A 22,920-nucleotide genomic window follows, 5' to 3' on the forward strand; every position below is an offset into this window, starting at 1 on the left:
TCAGCTTCCCGAAGACGGCCCGTAAAGGCCGCCGAAGAAGTCGCCCGGGTTCCATTGCGGCCGCTCGTCGGCATTCGCGATGGCCTTGGCGATCCGGTAGTTCAGCGCGGCGAATTTCGCGCCGGTGTCGTACTGGATCGGCAGGTCCGGCTGATCCGAAGGCTGGTGGTAATAGGTGGTCATGAATTCCTGGAACTTCTCTCCGCCGCCATTGGCGAAGCCGAGGAAGAGGAAGACCGACGGCACCCCCTGCTTGACGAAGCTGTAGTGATCGGAGCGCACGAAGAGCACCATTTCGGGCACGGGATCGGGTGTCAGCGCGACGTTCATGCTCTCGGCGGCGTCCTCGACGAGGTCCTGCATGGTCGAGTGCTGGGCGCCGAAGGCGATCACGTCGGTGAAGTCGTGCAGCAGGATGGGCATGTCGAGATTGACGTTCGCGACCATCTGTTCTGCGGGCACGGTCGGATTGCTGGCGAAGTAGTCAGAGCCCAGAAGCCCCTTCTCCTCGGCGGTCACCGCCACGAAGAGGATCGAACGGCGCGGGCGCGTGCCGTCGGCCTGGAAGCGGCGCGCCGCTTCCAGCATGGTCGCGATGCCCGACGCATTGTCCATGGCGCCGTTGTGGATCGTGTCCTCGCCCTCGCCATGCACGCCGACATGGTCGAGATGCGCGGACAGGACGACATATTCGTTCTTAAGGTCCGGGTCCGACCCCTCGATCATCGCGACGACGTTGGGCGAAGTGTAGTTCTCGAACGTGCCTTCGGCCGTCAGCGCCAGCTCGCCGGGCAAGGCCATGGCCTCGATCGCGCCGCTGGCGGTCGGCGTCGCCGCCGCTTCATAGGTCGTGCCGGCAGCCTCGAAGAGCTCGCGCGCCGCATCGCGGAAGAGATATCCCGTCACGACGCCCTCGCGGGCCGCGTTCCGGCCTGCATAGGTGTCGCTTTCGCTCTCGGCCCAGCGCGCGACGTTTTCGCGCCACTCAAGGGTGGGCTCCTGCGTGCCGAGGAACAGGACGGCGGCCGCGCCCTTGGCGGCGGCGGTCTCGATCTTGGTGCGCGCCGACTGGAAATGCGCGCGCTCTTCGGACGGCAGGCCTTCGGGAACGCCCTGCAACAGGAGCACGACCTTGCCGCGCACGTCGACGCCGTCATAGCTCTCGATATCGAAGGCGGGCGCGTCGATCCCGTAGCCCGCGAAGACGATGTCGCCGCGCGCCATCGCCTCTGCCGTCCGCGCGCTCGCATCGGGGGCCGATGGGGCATCGAGGAGGAAGTCGTCCAGGACCGCGAGCGTCCGCTCCGCCCCGCCGGGCGCGGAATAGACGGCGCTCTGCCCTTCGGTCACCCGCGTCGCCCGGCGCAGCGGCACCTGCTGCAGGAAGCCGTCCGTGCCGGCGGGCTGCAGGCCCATCTCCTCGAACTGCGCGACGACGTAGTCCACCGCCCGCTCATGCCCGGCCGTCCCGGCTTCGCGGCCCTGATAGGCGTCGCTGGCGAGCGTCGTCAGGTCCTGCTCGAAGCGCGCTGCGGCCGCGTCCTGTCCCTCGGGCCAGGGCTGGATGTCTATGGTGGCGCAGGCGCCTGCGACGAGAAGCGCGAGGATCGAAGCCGTGCGAGTGAGTCCGTTCATGAATCTGCCCTGATATCTCGAGGGCGACACTTGAACGATTATCGATAAATAGCAAGACCGGGCCGGATGCCGATCTTGCGAAGTCTCAGATCACAGGATCGACTTCACCGTGTTGTCGTCATTCATCAAAACGACGGTCGGGTGGTAGTTGCGCGCCTCGGATGCGTCGATCTGGCCGAAGCTCGCGATGATGACCTTGTCGCCCGCATGGGCGAGGCGCGCCGCCGCGCCGTTGAGGAGGAACTGCCCCGTCCCGCGCTCGCCCGGAATGGCATAGGTCGCAAGGCGGTTGCCATTGGTGATGTTCCACACATCGACATGCTCGAAGGGCAGGATGCCGGCGGCATCCAGCACGTCCTGGTCGATCGCGATCGAACCCTCATAGTGAAGATCCGTCATGGTGAGCGTCGCACCGTGAATCTTCGCTTTGAGCATGTTGAGCAGCATGGGGCGCCTCCTTGGCCTGCCTCCTACAGATAGGAATGCTGCGTCGCAACGCGAGAAGGGTTGATCGGAACGCCTGTCTGGCCACATACCCGGCTGCGAACGTTTCTCAGGTTATACGATGTCTTCAGCTTTCACGACCGAGACCGTCCTGTCGGTCGACCACTACACCGACCGCCTGTTCAAGTTCCGGATCACGCGTCCGCAGACCTTCCGTTTCCGCTCCGGCGAATTCGTGATGATCGGCATGGCGGGCGAGAAGAAGCCGCTGGTGCGCGCCTATTCGGTCGCCTCGCCGGCTTGGGACGAGGAACTCGAATTCTTCTCGATCAAGGTCGAGGACGGCCCCCTCACCTCGAAGCTCCAGAAGATCGTGCCCGGCGACGAGGTCGTTCTGGGCAAGAAGCCGACCGGCACGCTGGTGCTCGACGCGCTGACGCCCGCCAAGCGGCTCTACATGTTCTCGACCGGAACGGGCTTCGCTCCCTTTGCGAGCCTCGTGCGCGAACCCGAGACCTATGAGAAGTTCGACGAAGTCATCGTCACCCACACCTGCCGGCTCGGCGCGGAACTCGAATACAGCTCAGAGGTCGTCGGCGCCCTGCCCGACGATCCGCTCGTCGGCGAGGACGCGCCCCAGAAGCTGCGCTATGTCAGCTCCTGCACGCGCGAAGACCACCCGGTGCAGGGCCGGATCACGCAGCTGATCGAGAGCGGCGACCTATTCGAGCGGCTGGGCGCCCCCAAGCTCAACCCCGAGACCGACCGCGTCATGATCTGCGGCAGCCAGGCGATGATCGCCGATACCAAGGCGCTGGTCGAACAGCACGGCCTGACCGAGGGCTCGAACGCCAAGCCGGCCGAATTCGTGGTCGAGAAGGCCTTTGTCGGCTGAGGCGCGGCGGCCCCGGCGTCACTGATCCTTCAGGACGCCATTGGCCCGCCCGATCAGGCGGCCGCAGGGCGCATTCTCGCCTTCGCCGCCTTCGACGAAGGGCAGGAGGCCCAGGGGTCCGGCTATGGCCGCAAGGCCCGCTGTCAGGGCGGCCTGACCGATGACCTCCCCCTCCGGGATCTCGATCTCCGGCGCGCGCAGCGTGCCCGAGATCTTCACCGAACCGAATAGCTCGCCGAGGCTCGCATCCTTGGCTTCGGTGTCGACATCGATGGACAGCTCCTCGGTGGCGAGGTCGATGCTGCCGTTCAGGAGCAGCAGGCTGTCCTCCGTTTCCAAGACGCCCGGGCTGATGATCGCCGTTCCCTCCCGGATGTCGAGGCGCGTCACGAAGCAGTCGGCGCGCGTATAGGTGGTCTCCTCCCCATCGAAGAGCAGCATCAGCGCCTCGCCCAGATCGAGGCCCGCCCCCTCGATATAGAGCGCCGCGACCTGCGCCTCGGTCGACCAGAGGGAGAATTCTCCATTCGCGCCGGCGAAGGCCTGCTGGAAATCGTCGCCCGTCAGCTCGAGGTCGAATTCGCCCGAGAGCGGTCCCTTCGCTGCGAGTTTGGGAACGAGTTCCTCGAGCTGCGCAGCCCGGAGATCGCCGACCAGTTCGCTCCTCGCCGGATGGCCGCTTGCATCCACCGTCCCCTCGACGGTCAGCTCGCCCTGCGGCCCGTCGACGTGGAAGACGCCGATTCGCAGCACCCCGTCCTCCAGGGTGGCCTGAAGGCTCATGCGGTCGACGGGATAGGGCGCGTCCTCCACCGGCGAGGCTTCGATGTCGATGCGCGCATCGACCTTCTGGAGCCGGTCGAAATCGACGCGCGCGCGGGGCAGGAGCATGTCGTTCCCGCCATAGGCCCGGTTGGCCCGCCGCTGCGCGGGGCTGAGGGGCGCTGCGCCCTCGTTCCGGCTCGGCAGGCCGAAGACGACGCCGACATCGTCGAAATCGAGAGGCGCGAAGTCGAGGTCTGCGGTGATCTGCGGAACCTCTTCTTGGAGGTTCACGATGAAGAGGCCGGTCGCCGCGCTGTCGCCGATCTTGCCTTCGAGGTTCCGCAGGACCCATTCGTTTCGGCCGATCTCGAGGTCGCCCGCGATCTGTAGCGGAGGCAGGTTCGGCAGCGCGATCGACAGGGCCTGCGCCAGGGCATTGGGATTGCGCGCGCGGATCACGACGTCTCCGCGAATGGTCTGCGGATCCAGGATCGCGCCTGTGCCGTCGAAGATGATCGTGCCGCCGCCGGCCTCACCGGCAAACGCGATCGACCCGCCGGTCAGAGAGCCGCGCCCCCGTTGCAGAAGCACTTCCGCCGTTCCCGCCCTCCGCACGACGTCGAGGCGGACAGTCTCGGCGGCGACTGCCTCGATCCACTCGCCGACGCCGCCGCCTCCGTCTTCGCCGTCCTGGCTGTCCGCCTGCCCCGTCAGGTCGATGCGCACTGCCCCGTTCCGGCCGTCGACGAGCGCGAAGAGCGGAGTGCCGGGGAAGAGCCCGAGCCAGTTGAAGCGGCCGGAGACCGTTTCCAGCTCCGCCACGGGCGGCGCGCTCAGCCCGCGGCCCTCGACGACGGGGCGCGGCGTGTAGCGCATCCACGCCTCCTCCACGCTCGCATCTTCGCCGAACGCCATGCGCAGGAAATATTCGGCGACCGGCGTTCCGACCGAGGGCCGGGTCAGCGCGAACAGGCCTGCCGCGATCAGGACGAGGACTGCGGCGACACCGATGACGATCCATTTGCGCATGATCGGCGACTTAGCGCAGGCCGGCGCGCCATCGACACCTTAACTCAGCGCCTTGGCAATCCAGTAGGTCGCGCCCGCCGCGAGATAGGCCAGGGCGAAGAGATAGGCGACCATGAAGACCGTCCATTTGAGGGAGTTGGTCTCGCGCCGCGCCACCGCGATGGTGCTGACGCATTGGGGCGCGAAAACGAACCAGGCGATGAAGGCCAGCGCGGCCGGCAGGCTCCAGCTCGCCGCGAGCACGTCGGCGAGCTGGCCCGTATTCTCCTCGGCATTGCCCACCGCATAGACGGTGCCGAGGACGCCGACCGCCACTTCGCGCGCGGCGAGCCCCGGCACGAGGGCGATGACCATTTCAAGCGTGAAGCCGATCGGCGCGAAGATCGGCTCGAGCAGCGCGCCGATGCGCCCCGCGAAGCTCTCGCGCAGCGTGTCGCCCGGATAGCTGACCAGGAACCACAGCACGATCGAGACCGCGAAGATGATCGTGCCAGCGCGGCGCAGGAAGATCTTCACCCGTCCCCAGAGGCCCAGGAACAGGTCGCCCGCCTGCGGCAGCTTGTAGGTCGGCAGCTCCATCAGCAGGGTCTGCTGGCCGCCCTTGGTCGCGGTCTTTCGAAGGATGAAGGCGACGATCACGGCCGAGACGATACCGGCGAGATAGAGGCCGAAGAGGACGAGCCCCTGAAGGCCGAACGGCCCCACCTCGGTGGCCGGAATGAAAGCCGCGATCAGCACCGCATAGACCGGCAGGCGCGCCGAGCAGGTCATCAGCGGCGCGATCATGATCGTGGTCAGCCGGTCGCGTTCGGACTCCAGCGTCCGCGCGGCCATCATACCGGGAATCGCGCAGGCGAAGGAGGAGAGAAGCGGAATGAGCGCCCGGCCGTGAAGGCCGGCCCGCCGCATCAGCTCGTCCGACAGGAAGGCGGCCCTCGCCATATAGCCTGTCTGTTCGAGCAGCAGGATGAAGAAGAAGAGGATGACGATCTGCGGCAGGAAGACGACGACTGCGCCGACGCCTGCGATGATGCCGTCCACCACCAGGCTCTCGACCGGGCCGTCCGGCAGGACTGTCGCGGCCTGGCCGAGCGCTGCGACGCCCGCCTCGATGCCGTCCATGAAGGGCGTGGCCCAGGCGAAGACCGCCTGGAAGACGAAGAACAGGATGGCGAGAAGCAGCGCCACGCCGCCCACGGGGTGCAGCACGATCCGGTCGAGGCGGCGCGTGGCCGTGTTCAGCCCCGGCTCCTCGAGGATGACCTCGTCGGCGAGCTTCCGCGCATCCGCGGCAGTCCGTGCGGGGCCCGGCCGCGCCTCGCCCAGCCGCTCCAGCAGCGCCTGCCGCCCGCGGGCGCGGGTCGCCGTCACCGGCACCACCGGCACGCCCAGCGCCTCTTCGAGCGCCCGGTCGTCGAGCTTCACGCCGTCGCGCTCGGCGAGGTCGGCCATGTTCAGCGCGACGATGGCGGGCCGTCCCGTGCTCAGCGCCTCGATGGCGAAAGGCAGATGCCGCCGCAGCTGGCCGGCATCGATCACGATGACCAGCACGTCCGGGGCTTCGATCGCCGTCGAGCGGCCGTGGATCACGTCGGCGGTGACGGCCGCATCGACGCTGCGCGGCGTCAGGCCCGTCACGCCCGGCAGGTCGATCAGCGCGGCCGGCTCTCCGCCCGGCAGGGAAAAGCTGCCGCGCCGGAACTCGACCGTGACGCCGGGATAGTTGCCGATCTTGGCCCTGCCGCCGGTCAGGCCGTTGAACAGGGTCGTCTTGCCCGCATTGGGCGGCCCCAGCAGCGCGAATGACGTCGCCTTGGGGGGCACGGGGGCCGCCTCGGCTTCGGTGTTCATTCCGGCGTCGTTGGGGTCGAGAAGGGTCAAGAGATGCGTACCGCTTCGGCCTCATTCCGGCGCAGGGCGACCACCGCGCGGCCCAGACGGACCGACAGCGGCGTGCCGCCGAACAGGCCGCGCGCCAGCACCTCGACCTCGTCTCCGACGGAAAATCCGGCTTCCGCGAGGCCTTGCGAGAGATCGGCCTGGGCTTCGATGGCCGTGATCCGGCCGCTTTCGCCCGGCCGAAGCGTGCTCAATGTCCTCATGCTTCCTAAGACCACGATTGCGAAGCGTTTGCAATCAACTCTCTCGACGCGTCAGCGTGTAGAGCGTCTGGCCCAGCGCCGGCTCTGGCTCGCCGCGCAGCGCGAAGGCGTCCCCGAACAGCCGCTCGATAAAGGCGCGGGGGTGATAGGCGGTGTAGATCCGGCTGCCCCTCTTCACGCCGCCGCGGGTGACGAGCCGCCCTGCCTCGAAGCGTTCCCGCTCCGAAGGCAGGAGCTGTCCCTCTTCCGGCCTGCCATGCACCGTCGCGAGCAGCACCCCGCCCGGCCGGATGACCCGCGCCAGCTCCTTGGCCCAGGCCTCGTGCTGGGCCGCCGAGAGATGGGTGAAGACCGAGACGGTGTAGAGCGCGTCGAAGGCGCCGTCTTCCGCATCGAGCGGCGGCATGTCGCCGTTCAGGCTGAAGCGCCCGGGCAGGTTCCCGGCGCACCAGGCCACCGCCGCCCGGTTGTAGTCGAAGCCGGTCACGTCCCACTCCGGCGGGAGGTGGCGCAGGATGCGGCCCATGCCACAGCCCCATTCGGCGACCGCGTGCTCTCCTTTTCCCAGGACCGTCTCGATCCTTTCTGTCAGGCTCTGCGCATGGTCCTGGCCGGACCGCCAGTAGAGCGGCCAGGATGTGTGGGCATACATGTCGTGCATCCACCAGAGCGGCGGCAGCGCAAGCCCGTCATGCTTTGCGGCGAAGGCAGCGTTCTCCCCGGCCCGCCTGCGCCGCTCCCGCAGGAACGACATGCGCTCGAGGAGCGGCAGGAGGCCGAGGCGGCGCATGACCGCGAGGCGGCGCTGCCTGCGGGCGCGGCTTCGCACGGCCTGCGCGGGACGGATGGGTTCGGTCATCGGCGAGCGTTTAGGCAGCGCGGGGAAAGCGTTCAACGCGCTTGGCCTCGGCCCTCGCCCGTCTTAGGTGCGGAACAAGCAAATCAGTGAAAGACACGGCCATGAAAATCTTTCTCGACACGGCGGAGACGGGCGAGCTGAAGAGCGCGTTCGCGACGGGGTTGATCGACGGGGTGACGACGAACCCCTCGCTGATCGCCAAGTCGGGCCGCGACTTCAAGGAGGTGGTGGCGGAGATCTGCGAGATGACCGACGGTCCTGTCTCCGCGGAGGTCGCCTCGACCGAGGCGGAAGTGATGGTCAAGGAGGGGCGCATCCTCTCGGACATCGCCTCGAACGTGGTGGTCAAGCTGCCGCTCACCTTCGAGGGGCTCTCGGCCTGCCGCGAGCTGACCGAGGACGGCATCGACACCAATGTCACCCTCTGCTTCACCGCGGCGCAGGCCTGGCTCGCGGCCAAGGCGGGGGCGACCTACATCTCGCCCTTCATCGGCCGGCTCGACGATCTCGGCATGAACGGCATGGAGCTGATCGAGGAGATCCGCATCCTCTACGACCAGCACGGCTACGAGACGCAGGTCCTCGCCGCCTCGATCCGCGGCCCGGTCCACGTCAAGGAAGCCGCGCTCGCCGGCGCCGACGTCGCCACCATCCCGCCCAAGGTGTTCTCACAGCTGATCAAGCACCCCCTCACCGACAAGGGCCTCGACGACTTCGTCAAGGACTGGAAGGGGACGGGACAGAGCATCCTCTGACCCCGAAACGAAAAGCGGCGGGCCCGGCCCGCCGCTTTTCTCAGTTCATCTTCTTCTTGACCTCTTCGGGCGCGGGTTTTGGCTCGGGAATGCGGGCAATGCCCACCCCCTCCTCGTTCAGCGCCTTGGCTTCGGCCGCGCTCGCCACGCCGTAGATCGGGCGGTCCTCGGCCTCGCCGTAATGGATCTTGCGAGCCTCTTCGGGGAACCTGTCACCCACGCCCTCGAAGTTCTTCTCGACGTGGTCGCGGACCTTGCGCGCCGCCTCGTTCATCTGGGCGCGCAGCACGGCCAGCTTCTGCTCGGCTTCGGAGGCGCCGCGCCCGCTCTTGGCGACATAGGGCGCCATCAGCGCCTTGCGCACCTCGGCGGAGCCGCAGACGGGGCAGGACAGGAGTCCTTCCGCTGACTGATGCTCATAATCGGCGCTGCCCGAGAACCAGCCCTCGAACTCGTGCTCGTCCCCGCAGCGTAAAGCGTATTTGATCATAGGCTAATAGGTGCGCAGTTCCGGCCGTTTTTCAAGCTGAAGGCTCGGGATGCGCCCCCGGACATCCTCGACATGTCCAAGATCGAGATCGGCGAAGAGGAGCCCCGGCTCGTCGTCGCTCTTCTTCGCGACCACTTCGCCCCAGGGGTTCACGACCATGGAGCGGCCATAGGTGACGCGGCCATCCTCGTGCGGCCCGCCCTGCGCAGGCGCGAGAACGAAGCTGCCGGTCTCGATCGCCCGCGCGCGCAGGAGAACCTCCCAATGCGCCTCGCCCGTCGGGACGGTGAAGGCGGCAGGCACGCAGAGCACGTTCGCTCCCGCCTGCGCCAGCGTGCGGTAGAGGGCGGGGAAGCGCAGATCGTAGCAGATCGAGAGGCCGAGCACGGCCTCCCCTGCCCGGGCCGCGATGGCCGCGTCGCCGCCCGCATAGACCGAGGACTCCTTCCAGCTCTCCCCGGTGGGAAGATCCACGTCGAACAGGTGGACCTTGTCGTAATGCGCGATCCGCCCCTGCGGGCCGAACAGCCATGAGCGGTTCGCCGCGCGCCTGTGGGCGGGACGGCGGTCGAGCACGACCGGCATGGAGCCGATCAGCAGATGGATGCCGAGCTCCCGCGCCAGCGCCTCGAACCGGCCCGTCTCGACAGGCTCCCCGTCGGGCAGCGCATCGAACATGCGGCGCGGCTTGCGGTCGACCAGCGTCGTCATTTCGGGCGTGGCGACGAGACTGGCCCCTTGGCCGACCGCTTCGCGCACGGCGGCTTCCGCGTCGTCCGCGTTCCGCTGCGGGTCGAGGCCCGAGCGCATCTGGACGAGAGCGACCCTCATGCGGCGAGCATGGTGTCGAGCTTGCCCTCCCGATCGAGCGCGGCGAGCTCGTCCGAGCCGCCCACATGCTCGTCGCCGATGAAGATCTGGGGGAAGGTCCGCGCCCCGTTCGCGCGCTGGATCATCTCCTCCTTCTTCTCCTTGTCGAAGCCGGCTGCGATCTCTGTCACCTCCGCATTCTTCTGCTTGAGAAGCTTCAATGCGCGGGCGCAGTAGGGGCACATGGCCTTGGTATAGATCGTGACGGGCTTCATAGGGTCGGACTCCTTGGGGTTGCGCGGCATGTAGTCGCGATGACGGCGCAGGGCCACAGCCCCGCTTCTCATCCTTACCCGCGAATGACCCTGGCCAGGGTGAGCGCGCTGACCTCAGCCGCGCCGGCGCGGCGCAGGGCCCGCGCGCAGGCGACGAGCGTCGCGCCGCTGGTCAGCACGTCGTCGATCAGGACGAAGCGGCCGCCTTCGGCGCTTTCGCCGCGCCGCAGCGCGAAGGCGCCGGAGACGTTCCGCGCCCGCGCGGCCGGGCTCATGCCCTTCTGCTTCGGCGTCGGCCGCTTGCGGATCAGAAGGCGCGGCGCATGGGGGCTTCGCGTCAACCGCGCGACGCCGCCCGCCAGAACGGCAGCCTGGTTGAAGCGCCGCTCGCGAAGGCGGGTCGGATGAAGCGGGACCGGGACCAGCGTCGCTCCATCGCGCAGAAGCTCGTCGCCCGTCAGCGCCAGAAGGCGGCAGAGCGCGGGCACCGCATCATGGCGGTCGGCATATTTCAGCGACAGGACGACCGGTGCGCTCTCGTCGTCATAGCGAAGCGCCGAGCGCACCCTGTCGAGCCGCCCTCTCCCCGTCAGCGCCCCGGCGAATCTGTCAGGCGCGGCGCAGGCCGCGCAGAGCGGCGCGGCGGGATCGTTCAGAGAGAATGGCAAGCCGCAGGCTTCGCAAAGGGGCGCGGCGATCATCTGCGCCTGCGCCCAGGCGCGGCCCGAGAACGCGCCATGCCGCGTCACCGGGTCGTCCGTCATCGGGCAGCGCGGCGGGAAGACGAGATCGAGGGCCGCCGTTCCGAGGCGGCCGAGCCGCACCCTTTGCCTTGCGGCCGAAGCCGCGACATATCGAAGGGATGTTCCGTTCGAAGCTCTCATGACCCAAGCCAGCCGCCCACCCATCTTCTCTGCCCGCGCCCGCAAGGCGCGGCTAGACCGCGCAGCAGCCACTCTGCGCGCGCACGACTTCCTGCATGCCCGCGCCGCGGAGGAGGCCGTCGACCGGCTCGAAAGCGTGCTGCGCCGGTTCGAGAACGCGCTCTTCTTCGGTCCGGGCGCGCATCACGCCTCCGAGGCGCTGACGGAGCGGGCCGATGTCGGCGCGGTGATGCTGGCGGCCGAGTCCGCCTCCCTCCTCCGCGAACTCGGCGCGGGCGATGCGGTCGAGGCGCGGCCGGACGCGCTTCCCTTCGAAGACGGACGGTTCGACCTCGTCGTCTCCCTGCTCTCCCTTCATGCCGTCGACGACCTGCCCGCCGCTCTGCGCGAGGCGCGGCGCGTGCTGTCGCCCGATGGCCTCTTCCTCGGCATCTTTCCCGGAGAGCGGACCCTGCACGAGCTTCGCGCGGCCCTGCGCGAAGGGGAGGCCTCCGTGACCGGCAGCGTGTCTCCGCGCGTCATGCCCATGGTGGCCGTGCGCGACGGGGGCGGCCTCCTCCAATCCGCGGGCTTCGCCCTGCCGGTCGCCGACGTCGTCCGCGTCCCCGTGCGATATGGCGAACCGCTGCGCCTCCTCTCGGATCTTCGCGGCATGGGAGAGACCAGCGTCCTCGCACGCGGCGCCAAGGGCGCTCTGCGCCGGGACGTGCTCGCCGCCAGCCTCGAAGCCTACAGATCGCAATTCGGCGACGGCGGAAAGGTGCCCGCCACCTTCGATCTCGTCGCCCTGACAGGATGGGCCCCCCATGAGAGCCAGCCAAAGCCTCTCGCTCCCGGCAGCGCCAAGGCGTCGCTCGCGGATGCGGTGAAGACCTTCGGGGGCTGAAGGCATGCTTGCGGGCTAGAGCGCCTCGAGAAGTTCGGCGCCGCGTTCGCCTTCGATCTCGATCAGCCAGAGGTCGCGGTCGAAGTCCCGCTCCCTGTCGACGATTTCGTTCACCGTCTCTTCGCTGACGAAGCCGTCGCTGCGCTCGCGCCACTCGCCGTCATAGGACTGGACGAAGAGACGCGCCTCGCGCCCGCGCAGGACCTTCACATAGAGGACGCCGGCGTCCCCGTGCCCCTTGTGCATCACCGTGGCGAAGAGGCCTTCGGCCTGCGCCCTGCGTATGAGCGCGCTGACCGTGACATGGCTCTTGAGGCGCATCAGGCGCTGCGATGGGCGTCGAGGCTCGTCACCTTGCCGTTCTTCTCCGCCGGCGGCGCCTGGTCCAGCGGCAGGGTCAGCCGCGCCGTCGTGCCCGCCCCGACGGCCGAGGCGAGCTGAAGCTCGCCGCCATGCACCCGCGCGAGGGCCTGGCTCAGCGACAGGCCGATGCCCGTGCCGCGCGCGCCGCGCACGCCTTCGGTCCTCGCCTGCTTGAAGCGCCGCCCGACCAGAGCGAGATCGCCCGGCGACATGCCGACGCCCGTATCCTGCACGGTCAGGACCAGCATGCCGTCCTCGATCCCGACCCGGAGGGTGACGCCGCCCTGTTCGGTGAATTTCAGCGCGTTGGACAGAAGGTTCAGGACGATCTGCCGGATGACCTTCGGATCGAGCATCAGGCGGGGCAGCTCGGTCTCGACCTCGACCTTCACATAGAGGCCGGCCTCCTCCGCCTGCAGACGGACGATATCGGCGCAGACGCGGACAAGGTCCTCGACCCGCACCGCCTCGCGCTCCAGCGCGACTTCGTTCGCCTCGGCCTTGGACAGGTCGAGGAGATCGGTGACGAGGGACAGGAGGTGCTGGCCGCTGTCATGGATCAGGCGGGCATAGTCGCGGTATTTATCGTGCCCGACGGGCCCGAAGCTCTCGCGCTGCAGCGCGTCGGCGAAGCCGATCACGGCGCTCAGCGGCGTGCGGATCTCGTGGCTGACATTGACGAGATGCTCGGTGCGCTTGTTCGCGAACCATGCGGCATCCGCGCTCTCGGCCTGGATCGCGCGCTCGCGCCCGGCCCGCTCCTCGCAGTCGCGGATGACGCTGCGAAGGCCGCGAGCCGTGCGGGCGAGGCTGATCTCGACCCGGCGCGGGCCGGAAGGATGGTCGATGCGGCACTCGAAGCGGGCCCGGTCCTCCTTCGCCGCCCCGGCGAGGCCGGAGAGGACCAGAGCATGGTCCTCGGCCCGCACCACGTCGGTCAGCCGCCCGCCCACGAGACTGGCCGCCGGCCGGCCGAGCACGCCCTCGGCAGAGGCCGAGACGCGCTTGAACCGCCCGTCCGGCCCGTGGAGCGCGATGACGTCGTCGCCACGCCCTGCCCACAGGTCGTCGCGTTTTTCCAGATAGGTTCTCAGCGGGTTCCGCATCACGCGTTAACACTAATGGATGGCGCGTTAACGAGTCCTGAACAGCCCGCTGGCACGACCGCTCGGCCGGGGGGCCGGGTTCGGGAGGATTCGAACATGGTTAAAATTTTGATCATGAAGGCTGGACGGGGTTTTCAACGAGTCCAGCGTGTTAGGGTCGATTCGGGGAAGCGTCCGATGGCGGGATGCATCCAATCGGGAAACTTCGGAGGAATCATGGGTTTGAGAGCCCTTACCGGATTCGGCGCTCTCGCGTCGATCATCGCTGTCGCAGCCTGCGCCACACCGACGGAGGCGCCGATCGAGACGCCCCGGATGGCCAGCCCGACACCGGCCATGACGCTGCTCGAGGAAACCGCCGCGCGCTATGTCGTGCTGCGCAGCGATATCGAGCACATCCAGACCAATCGCGCCGAAAACGCGAGCGGCATGCGCGATGCGCATCTGCGTCTGGCGTCGTTCGATCCCAACCAGATGGCCGGCTCATGGGTCGCCTACGCCGCGCTCGTCGCGGCGGACACGCCCGCTTTCGCCGACGCGATCGCGGCAGCGACGGACACGCAGCAGGAGCGTGAGGCCTTCTTGCGGACCCTGCGCGATAATCCCGCATCGGTGCGGAACCTTCCCGGCGCGAACGACGCCATGCGCTCGATCCGCGAAGTCGCCGCGCGCGATGCGACCCGCATCCACGCCCTCGGCGAACGCTTCATCGACGACGCCTATGCCATGCAGAAGGTCGGCTGGGCGACCCAGAAAATTCCGCAGAACGGCTCCATGCGCGTTCGGAGCGCCGTCGACTATGCCAGCTCGCGCGTGGTCCCGCCCTATCGCATCTCCTCCCACCAGTTCACGACGGGCGGCACGATCCGTCCGAACCTGATGGCGGCGAATGCCTGGACGCCGGCCTGGTCGACCGACACGGTTCCGGCCAAGGCCGCTCCGCGCAGCGGCACGATGATGACGCGGGCCCTCGTCCTGGCCGCCCGCTATGCGACGGGCGACCTCCAGCCGACCCACCTCGCCAATTACGCCAAGTCCAAGACCTCCAAGCGCTGCTTCGTGAACGCCAAGCTGAACCTCGACCAGTGCATCGCGGCGACGCGGACGCCCTATGAAGAGGCGTTCTGCCTCGGCGAACATGGCCTGAACGACGTGTCCTACTGCGTCGGCTGGGTCGCCAGCGCCGGACGCATCAAGGACTGACGACGCGACAATCCCGCGTTCTGCCGGTAGCCGCGCGGACCCCGCGCGGCTATCTGCCGTTCATGGCACCTGGCACACCTTCCTTCGACGACATCTCAGCGGATTTCGCCTTCATCGACGATTGGGACGAAAAGTACCGCTACATCATCGATCTGGGCAAACGGCTCGAACCGCTGCCTGAGACCGCCTATTCCGAAGAGCACAAGGTCCGCGGCTGCGCGAGCCAGGTCTGGCTGGTGCTCGACTGGCAGGACGACCGCCTGATGATCCGCGGCGACAGCGACGCGGCCATCGTGAAGGGGCTCGTGGCCCTGATGATCGCGCTCTTCGGCGGCCATACGGGCGAGGAGATCCGCGGCCTCGACGCCGAAGCCAAGCTCGCCGAACTCGACCTTCAAGAGCATATCACGCCGCAGCGCTCGAACGGCGTCGCCAGCATGATCCGGAGGATCAAGGCCGAAGCGGCCTAGTCTCCTTTTCCGCTGCCGCGAAGGAATTCTCCCACGGCGCCGGCGAATTGCGGTGCGCTCGCGACCGTGCCATGGCCTGCCTCCGCGAACTCCGCGTAGCGCGCATCGATGCCGGCCGCCTTGAGATCGGCAGCGAGGGCGCGCGCGTTCCGGACATCGAGGATTTCGTCGCGGCCGGCCCCGAGAACCAGAACGGGCGCCTCCACGCCCCGCAGGCTCTCGACGACGTCGAAAGCCTCTATTTCGTCCTCCAGCCGGACGAGGGAGAGCCGACGGGCCGGCCCCGGCACCAGATAGGCGAGCGCCGAGCGGGCGTTCCGCGCTGTCGTCTCCAGCACCACGCCCGCCGGCGCGACCTCCATGCGGGCGGCGATCTCGGAACAGGCGAAGCCTCCGAGAGAATGGCCCCACAGGACCACAGGCCGCGCCTCTTCTGACAGCGGCTCCGCCAGGGCCTGCGTAGCGGCCGTCATCGCCGCGAGACTGCGCGGCCCCTCGCTCTTCCCGTAGCCGGGATAGTCGAAGAGCATCATGTCGCCGAAGCGCAGCAGCTTGAGCGCGGCGAGCAGCCCCTGTGTGCGGACCTCGAAGCCGCTCCCGCCGCAATAGACGAAGAGCGGGCGGTCATCGCGCCTTTTCGTTTCGATATGGACGACGCCGATCCCGCCGAATGGCGAGGGAAGCGTGCCGGCCTCTATCCGGAGCGGCGGCTCTCCGCTGTCGCCGTTCTCGCCGGCGCCTTCATAGTCGATGACGACCTTTTGCGGGCTCGCGCTGATCGTGATTTTGCCGCCGCCCTGCTCGAGGAAGTCGCCGAACAGGAAGCCGGCCTCTCCGCCCGTCTCCTCGGCTACGGCGGCCCAGCTCGTCTCCCGGCGCTCCCCGTTGATGACGAAGATCTGCTGCTTGTCGGGATCGAGGACCGGATCGATCAGGATATCGCGCTCGCCGACGGTCACGCAGGCAGCAAGGCAGAGAAGGACCGCGAAGTGTGCCTTCGACAGCAGATCAGTCGCCGGAATGCGCCGCGAGCAGTTCCCGCTCGGCATCCTCGTCCCGGTAGAAGGTGTAGCTGAGCGTGATCTCCCGCACGTCATCGAGCCGATCCTCCAGCGTCAGTTCGGGATCGATGAAATAGGTCACCGGCATGGACATGGTCTCGCCGGGCTGCAGCACCTGCTCGGTGAAGCAGAAGCATTCGACCTTCATGAAGTAGAGACCGGCCTTGGCGGGCTGGACGTTGAAGGTCGCCGTTCCGACGATCGGCCGGTCCGAGGTGTTGGTCGCCTCGTAATAGGCCAGCGCCGTCTCACCGATATGGATGGTCTGGCTGACCTGCTCTGGCTTGAACGACCAGGGCAGATCGGCGGCCACGGTTCCGTCGAAGCGGACCGTCACCTTGCGGTCCAGCACGGTGCCGGGCGCGATCTCGGCCCGCTGCGTGGTCCCGCCCCACCCGGTCACGCGGCAGAAGGTGTTGTAGAGCGAGGGCGCCGCCGCAACGAGGCCGAGCATCCCGGCCAGGACGACGCAGATGATGACGACGATGCGGGTATTGGCGTTCATCCTGCCCCCTGCACGCTGTCGGCGAGGCGGAAGAAGGTCGTCAGGAAGACGAGGATGATGAAGGCCACGACGCCGAGCGCGATTGCGATATTGCGCCGCCCCCTCGCCCGTACTTCCTCTTCGCTCAGCCCGTGGGTTTCGCCGGTCGGCTTCCCCTCCTCCGCGGTGAAGAGGGCGCTCGGACGCCTGTCGGAATCAGCCATGCAAACCTGCCCAGTGTTCGATCAACAGGGCCGCGAACAGCCCAAACAGATATAGGATGGAAAAGCCGAACAGGGACCCCGGCGCACTGTCGCGCCCGCCTTTGCGGACGTGCCAGGCGCGGCGCAGGAATTCGGCGCCGCCGAGAACCGCGGTCGCCGCGTAGAGCCAGCTCGCCGCCTGCGTCAGCGCCGGCAGCACCGCCAGCGGCGCGAGCAGGAGCGAATACCACCAGATCAGCTTGCGCGTATGCTCCGCCCCGCGGACATTCGGCATCATGGGAATGCCGGCGGCCTCGTAATCGGCGGATTTCAGAAGGCTCAGCGCCCAGAAATGCGGCGGCGTCCAGAAGAAGATGACAGCCACCAGGAGCCATGCGGCCAGAGGCGCCTCGCCCGTGACCGCCGCCCAGCCGACGGCGGGCGGCAGGGCCCCGGCAAGGCCGCCGATCACGATGTTCTGCGGCGTCGAGCGCTTCAGGCCCATCGAATAGACGACGACGTAGAAGAAGATGGTGAAGGCGAGAAGCGCCGCTGCGAGATAGCCCACGCCGGATAGGGCGAGAAGCCAGACCGAAAGAAGGGAGAGAAGCCCTCCAAACGCCGCAGCCTCGGCCCGCGGCACCCGACCGGAGGGGATGGGCCGTCCCTTGGTGCGCTCCATCACGGCATCGATATCGGCATCCCACCACATGTTCAGCGCGCCCGACGCGCCCGCGCCCACCGCGATGGCGAGAAGGGAGAGCAGCGCGAGCGGCCAGTTTCCGACCGGTCCCGGCGCCGCCACCATGCCCACGAGGGCCGTGAAGATGACGAGGCTCATCACCCGCGGCTTGAGCAATTGCAGGTAGTCGCCCGGCGTGGCGAGCGACACGACCGGAGCGGCCGGTCCTGCCGGGCTGTAGCTGCGGGGCTCTGACGCGGTCATGGGATGCTCGTCTCCGGCACTTGGGTCGATACAGCAAGGGGCGCCGAAGCGCCCCTCGCCTTTTGCAGATTGTCCGAGCCGTCAGCGGATGCGCGGCAGCTCGTTGAACTGGTGGTAGGGCGGCGGGCTCGAGAGGGTCCACTCCAGCGTGGTCGCCCCTTCGCCCCACGGATTGGCCTGGGCGCCTTTCTTGCGGCGGAAGAGCACCGCTTCGACGATGGTGGCGAACCAGATCAGGACGGCGACGGCCGTGATGTAATAGCCCCAGGTCGAGACCTCGTGCCAGAACTGGTACCCTTCCGGGTAGTCGACATAGCGCCGCGGCATGCCCTGCAGGCCGAGGAAGTGCTGCGGGAAGAAGATCAGGTTCACCCCGACGAACATCACCCAGAAATGCAGCTGGCCCAGCTTCTCGTTGTAGGAGTGGCCGAACATCTTCTCGTACCAGTAATACCAGCCCGCGAAGATGGCGAAGACCGCGCCGAGGCTGAGCACGTAGTGGAAGTGCGCGACCACGTAATAGGTGTCGTGCATGTAGTGGTCGATGCCGGCATTGGCGAGCAGCACGCCCGTCACGCCGCCGACGGTGAACAGGAAGACGAAGCCGATGGCGAAGAGCATCGGCGTCTTGAAGTCGATCGACCCGCCCCACATCGTCGCGATCCAGGAGAAGATCTTGATGCCGGTCGGCACCGCGATGACCATGGTCGCGGCCACGAAATAGGCCTTCATGTCGACCGAGAGGCCCACCGTATACATGTGGTGCGCCCACACGATGAAGCCGATGAAGCCGATCGCCACCATGGCATAGGCCATGCCGAGATAGCCGAAAATGGGCTTCTTCGAGAAGGTCGAGATGATGTGGCTGATGATGCCGAAGGCCGGCAGGATCAGGATGTAGACCTCGGGGTGGCCGAAGAACCAGAACAGGTGCTGGTAGAGGACCGGGTCACCGCCGCGGGCCGCGTCGAAGAAGGCCGTGCCGAACATGCGGTCGGTCAGGAGCATGGTGATCGCGCCCGCCAGGACCGGCAGGGAGAGAACCAGCAGGAAGGCCGTCACCAGCACCGCCCAGGCGAAGAGCGGCATCTTGTGCAGCGTCATGCCCGGCGCGCGCATGTTGAAGATGGTGGTGATGAAGTTGATCGCGCCGAGGATCGAGCTGACGCCGGCGAGGTGCAGCGAGACGATCAGGAGATCCATCGCGGGACCGCGCATGCTGGTCGACAGCGGGGGATAGAGAACCCAGCCGCCGCTGAAGCCGAGCTCGGAGCCATAGCCGGGCGCGAAGAAGGACAGCATCAGGAGCGTGGCCGAGGCACCGTAGAGCCAGAACGAGATGTTGTTCATTCTGGGGAATGCCATGTCGGGCGCGCCGATCATGATGGGCACGAAGAAGTTGCCGAACCCGCCGATCAGCGCCGGCATGACCATGAAGAAGATCATGATCAGGCCGTGATAGGTGATCAGCACGTTGTAGAAGTTCTTGGCCGATTCGATCCGGGCTTCCGGCACCCGCTCGACCCGGCAGCTGTCCTCGAACACCTCCACGGTGTTCCCCGGGCAGGCCCCGTCGATCTTGGCGACCTCTTCATATTGCGAGGTGAACTCCGTCAGGACCGTGATCCCCGGCTCCTTCAGCTCCTCGCGCATCAGGCCGGACATGCCGCCGCCGATGACCCCCGCCAGGATGGCGAAGATCAGGTATAGGATGCCGATGTCCTTGTGGTTCGTGGAGAAGAACCACCGGACGAAGAAGGACGGCTTGTGATCGTGAGCGGCGTCGTGATCGTGCTGGCTGCCGCCGACGGCGACGCGCTCCGCAGAATAGGCAGTATCGGACATCGTGTTCGGTCCTTTAGTTCAGGTCGGTCGCCGCGGCGGGCGCGGCTGCCAGTTGATCCTGGCCGGAGAAGAGAGGCTCGAGGCCGTTGAATTCGCGCTGCTCGTCCACCCACGCCTCGAATTCGGGGCGGGAGACGACGCTGACCTCGATGGGCATGAACGCGTGGTCCTTGCCGCAGAGCTCGGAGCACTGGCCGTAATAGCTGCCCTCTTCCTCGGTGTAGAACCAGGTTTCGTTGAGGCGGCCCGGGATCGAGTCGATCTTCACGCCGAAGGCCGGCATCGCCCAGGAATGGATGACGTCGCGGCCGGTCGTGATCACCCGCACGGTCTCGCCCGCGGGAACGACGACTTCATTGGTCGCAGCGAGGCGGTAGAGCTCCGAAGGCACGGTGTCCGGCGGCGCCATCAGGGCGTCGAATTCGAAATCGCCGAAATCGGGATAGGAATAGGCCCAGCCCCACTGATAGCCGGTCGCCTTGATCGTCATGGTCGGCGCCGGGACGATGCGGGAGCGGTCCTCGCCGAACAGGCCGAGAATGGGCTTGCGCCCGACGCGGCTGCGTCCGCCGATGACCTCGACCTGATAGTCGGCCGGCAGCGCCTCTGCGAGGCGGATCGTCAGCTCGGGCTCGCCGAAGCCCTCGATCTCGTAATCGTCCGATTCGAGCAGGACCCGGTCGCCGGTGCGGGTGTCGATGCGCGTCACCTCGATATGGCGGTTCTCGTCCACCATCCGCGATTCGGGGAAGTCGTTCTCGAACAGGAAGGTGTCGCCGCCGGGCTCGTACAGGACGCGCTGGCCGTCGGGCATGGTGTCCTCGAGATAGAGGAGATCGAAGGACGGGATGGCGATGATGAGCAGGATGAAGACCGGCACCAGGGTCCACACCACCTCGACCAGCGTGTTGTGGGAGAAGCGGCGCGGCACCGGGTTCGCGTATTTGTTGTAGCGCACCACGATCCAGATGATCAGCCCCAGCACGAAGAAGCTGATCAGGAGCTTCATCGGCAGGAGGATGTATTCGTAGAAGTGGTGGATCTCCTCGGCCACCGGGGTCACGGCGCGCCGCAGGCCGGTGCCCGTCGGATCGGGCATGTCCGCCTCGGTGACGACGATTTCCGACTCGGCGGCGGCTTCGGTGACGTCCTGCGCCACTTCGGCGCCGGCCTGCGCCAGAGCGTCTGCGGGCAGGAGAAGGACCACCAGCACGGCGGCGGCCAGACTGAGAAACGGTAGGAGGAATCGAGCGGTCATGGCCCTGCTTATAGGTTCGTGAGGCATGCGTTGTCGCCGCTTATGCGCCGGAAAAATGGTCGCATCAACCGGCCCCGCGCGCTGGAGTGCCCCCTGTCCGGCTCTGAGCGGCGGCAGACCTTGTGCGCGGGGAGCGCCAGGCGCTAGGATACACGCAGAGGGAGAACGGAGGCGCCGATGCTGATCGTTCTCATGACCGGGCTTTTCCTGCTGGCTCAGACATCCACCGAGCCGGGGGTCATCGTCATCGACAACAGCGATGACGGCCGCCGCTGCTATCTCTCGGCCAGGGACGGATCGACCACGGATTTCGCGCTGAAGACATGCAGCGCCGCGATCGCGCAGCCGTCCCAGAGCGCGCGGCGCCGCGCGATCTCCTATGTGAACCGCGGCGTGATTCATTATAACGCAGGCGAGTATCAGCGGGCCTTCGACGATTTCTCGGCGGCGATCGAGAAGGAGGGGTTCGAGCGGTCGAAGGTCTATCTGAACCGGGCCGCGGCGCTGGAGGCCCTGTCGCGGGGCGATCCGACGCTCGATGCCATGGCGCGCCTCGACTATAACCGGGCGCTGGAGCTTCGCCCCACCAGCGAGGTCGCGAAATGGCGGCTCGAGGAACTCTCCAAGCCCTATATCGACCGGACGCCGCTCGATCCGAAGGTGATTTCCTGAGCGGCGGCGCGGCAGCACCTGTTCGCGGCCCGTAGAACCGCCTACCTAGGCGGCATGTCCTCTCTCTTCTTCGATCGCACCGATCTCGACGCGCGCCGCACCCAGTCCCTCGTGGACGATGCCCTGTCCGGGGCCGATGACGGCGAGCTCTATCTCGAGCACAGCCAGTCAGAGGCCTTCGTCTTCGATGACGGGCGCCTCAAGACCGCCAGCTACGATGTCAGCCAGGGCTTCGGCCTGCGCGCGGTGCTCGGCGAGACGACCGCCTATGCCCATGCCTCGGATTTGTCAGAGACGGCGCTCAAGCGCGCCGCGGCTTCGGTCCAGGCGGTGAAGACCGGCCAGGGCGGCACGCTGTCGGACGGCCCCGCCCGCACCAATCGCAGCCTCTATACGGCGGACAACCCGCTCGACGCGGTGGAATTCGGCGCCAAGACCAAGCTCCTCGCCGAAATCGACGCCTATGCGCGCAGCCTCGATCCGCGGGTGCGTCAGGTCTCCGCCTCGCTGTCGGGCGAGCATGTCACCGTCGAGATCCTGCGCCCCGGCGGCCTCATCGTGCGCGATGTCCGCCCGCTCGTCCGGCTGAACGTCTCCGTCACCGCCGGCGAAGGCGACCGCCTCGAATCGGGCAGCTCCGGCGCCGGCGGCCGGGAAAGCTATGCCCGGCTGATCGACCCCGCCTTCTGGCAGGCGCAGGTCGACGAAGCGCTGCGCATGGCGCTCGTTAATCTCGAAGCCGTGCCCGCCCCTGCCGGGGAGATGGAGGTCGTGCTCGGTTCCGGCTGGACCGGTGTCCTCCTGCACGAAGCGGTCGGCCACGGCCTCGAGGGCGATTTCAACCGTAAGAAGACATCTGCCTTCGCCGGGCTTCTTGGCGAGAAGGTCGCCGCCGACGGCGTCACCGTGGTCGATGACGGCACGCTGGAGGGCCGCCGCGGGTCGCTGACGGTGGACGACGAAGGCACTCCGACCTCCCGCACGACGCTGATCGAGGATGGCAGGCTCGTCGGCTTCATGCAGGACAGGCTCAATGCCCGCCTCATGGGTGTCGCCCCCACCGGCAATGGCCGGCGCGAAAGCTATGCCCACGCCCCCCTGCCCCGCATGACCAACACCTTCATGACCGGCGGCGAGCACAGCCGCGACGAGCTGATCGAAAGCGTGAAGGACGGCATTTTCGCGGTCAATTTCTCCGGCGGGCAGGTCGACATCACGTCGGGCAAGTTCGTCTTCAACTGCACCGAGGCCTACCGCGTGCAGAACGGCAAGCTCGGCGCGCCGCTCAAGAACGTGGCGCTCGTCGGCGACGGGCCCACCGTGATGAAGCGGGTGTCGATGATCGGAAACGACTTCTCGCTCGATCCGGGCATCGGCGTCTGCGGCAAGGCGGGACAGGGCGTGCCGGTCGGCGTCGGCCAGCCGAGCCTCAAGATCGACCGCCTGACGGTGGGCGGCGCAGGGGCGTGATCCGCTTTGG

Annotated in this window: 24 protein-coding genes and 2 pseudogenes; 7 read left to right on the forward strand and 19 right to left on the reverse strand. The window is 67.5% G+C overall.

Annotated elements, in window-relative coordinates:
* Together IE88_RS0107230 and panD are read right to left on the reverse strand one after the other, a co-directional pair.
* A complete protein-coding gene (locus IE88_RS0107230) occupies window positions 1–1,635 on the reverse strand; it encodes a M20/M25/M40 family metallo-hydrolase (RefSeq protein ID WP_031552262.1) in 1,635 nt (544 codons plus the stop codon).
* Between the two features lie 90 nt (window positions 1,636–1,725).
* On the reverse strand, window positions 1,726–2,082 hold the full coding sequence (gene panD / locus IE88_RS0107235) for an aspartate 1-decarboxylase (RefSeq protein WP_031552265.1): 357 nt from the start codon (window positions 2,080–2,082) through the stop codon (window positions 1,726–1,728).
* Window positions 2,083–2,200: 118 nt separating this feature from the next.
* On the opposite strand from panD, the gene IE88_RS0107240 reads away from it, so the two are divergent.
* Window positions 2,201–2,974 carry a ferredoxin--NADP reductase gene (locus tag IE88_RS0107240; protein ID WP_031552268.1) on the forward strand — a complete coding sequence of 258 codons (774 nt, stop codon included), beginning with the start codon at window positions 2,201–2,203 and terminating at the stop codon, window positions 2,972–2,974.
* A gap of 18 nt (window positions 2,975–2,992) precedes the next feature.
* On the opposite strand, the gene IE88_RS0107245 is transcribed toward IE88_RS0107240, so the two are convergent.
* The 4 genes from IE88_RS0107245 to IE88_RS17230 are packed head-to-tail and all read right to left on the reverse strand — an operon-like array spanning window position 2,993 to window position 7,729.
* A complete protein-coding gene (locus tag IE88_RS0107245) occupies window positions 2,993–4,768 on the reverse strand; it encodes an AsmA family protein (RefSeq protein WP_031552271.1) in 1,776 nt (591 codons plus the stop codon).
* A 39-nt stretch (window positions 4,769–4,807) separates the two neighbouring features.
* A complete protein-coding gene (feoB, locus tag IE88_RS0107250) occupies window positions 4,808–6,619 on the reverse strand; it encodes a ferrous iron transport protein B (protein ID WP_051881634.1) in 1,812 nt (603 codons plus the stop codon).
* A gap of 26 nt (window positions 6,620–6,645) precedes the next feature.
* Entirely contained in the window at window positions 6,646–6,861 is a 216-nt protein-coding gene (locus IE88_RS0107255; protein ID WP_051881635.1) for a FeoA family protein, read from the reverse strand.
* A 43-nt stretch (window positions 6,862–6,904) separates the two neighbouring features.
* A complete protein-coding gene (locus IE88_RS17230; protein WP_051881636.1) occupies window positions 6,905–7,729 on the reverse strand; it encodes a class I SAM-dependent methyltransferase in 825 nt (274 codons plus the stop codon).
* Between the two features lie 101 nt (window positions 7,730–7,830).
* Here IE88_RS17230 and fsa point away from each other — a divergent pair, with 101 nt between their 5' ends.
* Window positions 7,831–8,484 (forward strand): fructose-6-phosphate aldolase, encoded by a 654-nt coding sequence (gene fsa / locus IE88_RS0107265; protein ID WP_031552282.1) that lies wholly within the window; start codon window positions 7,831–7,833, stop codon window positions 8,482–8,484.
* 40 nt (window positions 8,485–8,524) lie between these two features.
* Here fsa and IE88_RS0107270 read toward each other — a convergent pair whose 3' ends face one another.
* The 4 genes from IE88_RS0107270 to IE88_RS0107285 form a co-directional block, all read right to left on the reverse strand.
* Window positions 8,525–8,974, reverse strand: coding sequence for a DUF1178 family protein (locus IE88_RS0107270; protein ID WP_031552284.1), 450 nt, complete (start codon window positions 8,972–8,974; stop codon window positions 8,525–8,527).
* A gap of 3 nt (window positions 8,975–8,977) precedes the next feature.
* A complete protein-coding gene (locus IE88_RS0107275) occupies window positions 8,978–9,805 on the reverse strand; it encodes a carbon-nitrogen hydrolase family protein (RefSeq protein ID WP_031552286.1) in 828 nt (275 codons plus the stop codon).
* Window positions 9,802–10,059 carry a glutaredoxin 3 gene (grxC, locus tag IE88_RS0107280; RefSeq protein ID WP_031552290.1) on the reverse strand — a complete coding sequence of 86 codons (258 nt, stop codon included), beginning with the start codon at window positions 10,057–10,059 and terminating at the stop codon, window positions 9,802–9,804. Before grxC ends, IE88_RS0107275 begins: the two co-directional genes overlap by 4 nt.
* 74 nt (window positions 10,060–10,133) lie before the next feature.
* Entirely contained in the window at window positions 10,134–10,883 is a 750-nt protein-coding gene (locus IE88_RS0107285; protein WP_036766792.1) for a ComF family protein, read from the reverse strand.
* Window positions 10,884–10,941: 58 nt separating this feature from the next.
* Here IE88_RS0107285 and IE88_RS0107290 point away from each other — a divergent pair, with 58 nt between their 5' ends.
* Window positions 10,942–11,829: a class I SAM-dependent methyltransferase gene (locus tag IE88_RS0107290; protein WP_031552296.1), complete on the forward strand. Its 888-nt coding sequence runs from the start codon at window positions 10,942–10,944 to the stop codon at window positions 11,827–11,829.
* Between the two features lie 15 nt (window positions 11,830–11,844).
* On the opposite strand, the gene IE88_RS0107295 is transcribed toward IE88_RS0107290, so the two are convergent.
* Window positions 11,845–12,150 (reverse strand): DUF1491 family protein, encoded by a 306-nt coding sequence (locus tag IE88_RS0107295; protein ID WP_031552299.1) that lies wholly within the window; start codon window positions 12,148–12,150, stop codon window positions 11,845–11,847.
* Window positions 12,150–13,298, reverse strand: a complete 1,149-nt coding sequence (locus IE88_RS0107300; RefSeq protein WP_238319282.1) for a sensor histidine kinase — start codon at window positions 13,296–13,298, stop codon at window positions 12,150–12,152. Before IE88_RS0107300 ends, IE88_RS0107295 begins: the two co-directional genes overlap by 1 nt.
* Window positions 13,299–13,514: 216 nt before the next feature.
* Here IE88_RS0107300 and IE88_RS0107305 point away from each other — a divergent pair, with 216 nt between their 5' ends.
* Window positions 13,515–14,501 (forward strand): hypothetical protein, encoded by a 987-nt coding sequence (locus tag IE88_RS0107305; RefSeq protein WP_156032477.1) that lies wholly within the window; start codon window positions 13,515–13,517, stop codon window positions 14,499–14,501.
* Window positions 14,502–14,563: 62 nt separating this feature from the next.
* Window positions 14,564–14,971 carry a SufE family protein gene (locus tag IE88_RS0107310; protein WP_031552309.1) on the forward strand — a complete coding sequence of 136 codons (408 nt, stop codon included), beginning with the start codon at window positions 14,564–14,566 and terminating at the stop codon, window positions 14,969–14,971.
* On the opposite strand, the gene IE88_RS17235 is transcribed toward IE88_RS0107310, so the two are convergent.
* The 7 genes and pseudogenes from IE88_RS17235 to IE88_RS18930 form a co-directional block, all read right to left on the reverse strand.
* The gene (locus IE88_RS17235) at window positions 14,968–15,930 is read right to left on the reverse strand and encodes an alpha/beta fold hydrolase (protein WP_162178312.1); all 963 of its coding nucleotides are present in this window, start codon (window positions 15,928–15,930) and stop codon (window positions 14,968–14,970) included. The two genes, IE88_RS0107310 and IE88_RS17235, sit on opposite strands and share 4 nt — an antisense overlap.
* A 49-nt stretch (window positions 15,931–15,979) precedes the next feature.
* On the reverse strand, window positions 15,980–16,537 hold the full coding sequence (locus IE88_RS0107320; protein WP_031552322.1) for a cytochrome c oxidase assembly protein: 558 nt from the start codon (window positions 16,535–16,537) through the stop codon (window positions 15,980–15,982).
* The gene (locus IE88_RS0107325) at window positions 16,534–16,740 is read right to left on the reverse strand and encodes a hypothetical protein (protein WP_031552325.1); all 207 of its coding nucleotides are present in this window, start codon (window positions 16,738–16,740) and stop codon (window positions 16,534–16,536) included. The genes IE88_RS0107320 and IE88_RS0107325 overlap by 4 nt, the downstream gene beginning before the upstream one ends.
* Complete coding sequence (locus IE88_RS0107330; RefSeq protein WP_031552328.1) at window positions 16,733–17,665, reverse strand: heme o synthase; 933 nt, start codon at window positions 17,663–17,665, stop codon at window positions 16,733–16,735. Before IE88_RS0107330 ends, IE88_RS0107325 begins: the two co-directional genes overlap by 8 nt.
* A gap of 81 nt (window positions 17,666–17,746) precedes the next feature.
* The gene (gene ctaD / locus IE88_RS0107335; RefSeq protein ID WP_031552331.1) at window positions 17,747–19,510 is read right to left on the reverse strand and encodes a cytochrome c oxidase subunit I; all 1,764 of its coding nucleotides are present in this window, start codon (window positions 19,508–19,510) and stop codon (window positions 17,747–17,749) included.
* Window positions 19,511–19,523: 13 nt separating this feature from the next.
* Window positions 19,524–20,015: pseudogene (locus tag IE88_RS18925) on the reverse strand (cytochrome c oxidase subunit II); the annotation flags it as partial.
* 387 nt (window positions 20,016–20,402) lie between these two features.
* Window positions 20,403–20,795, reverse strand: a pseudogene (locus tag IE88_RS18930) (cytochrome c oxidase subunit II transmembrane domain-containing protein); the annotation flags it as partial.
* A 150-nt stretch (window positions 20,796–20,945) separates the two neighbouring features.
* On the opposite strand from IE88_RS18930, the gene IE88_RS18125 reads away from it, so the two are divergent.
* The gene (locus tag IE88_RS18125; protein WP_031552334.1) at window positions 20,946–21,440 is read left to right on the forward strand and encodes a tetratricopeptide repeat protein; all 495 of its coding nucleotides are present in this window, start codon (window positions 20,946–20,948) and stop codon (window positions 21,438–21,440) included.
* A gap of 54 nt (window positions 21,441–21,494) precedes the next feature.
* Window positions 21,495–22,910, forward strand: coding sequence for a metalloprotease TldD (tldD, locus tag IE88_RS0107355; protein WP_031552337.1), 1,416 nt, complete (start codon window positions 21,495–21,497; stop codon window positions 22,908–22,910).
* Window positions 22,911–22,920: the final 10 nt, after the last annotated feature.

The organism is Parvularcula oceani (genome assembly GCF_000733125.1).
GTDB lineage: Bacteria > Pseudomonadota > Alphaproteobacteria > Caulobacterales > Parvularculaceae > Parvularcula > Parvularcula oceani.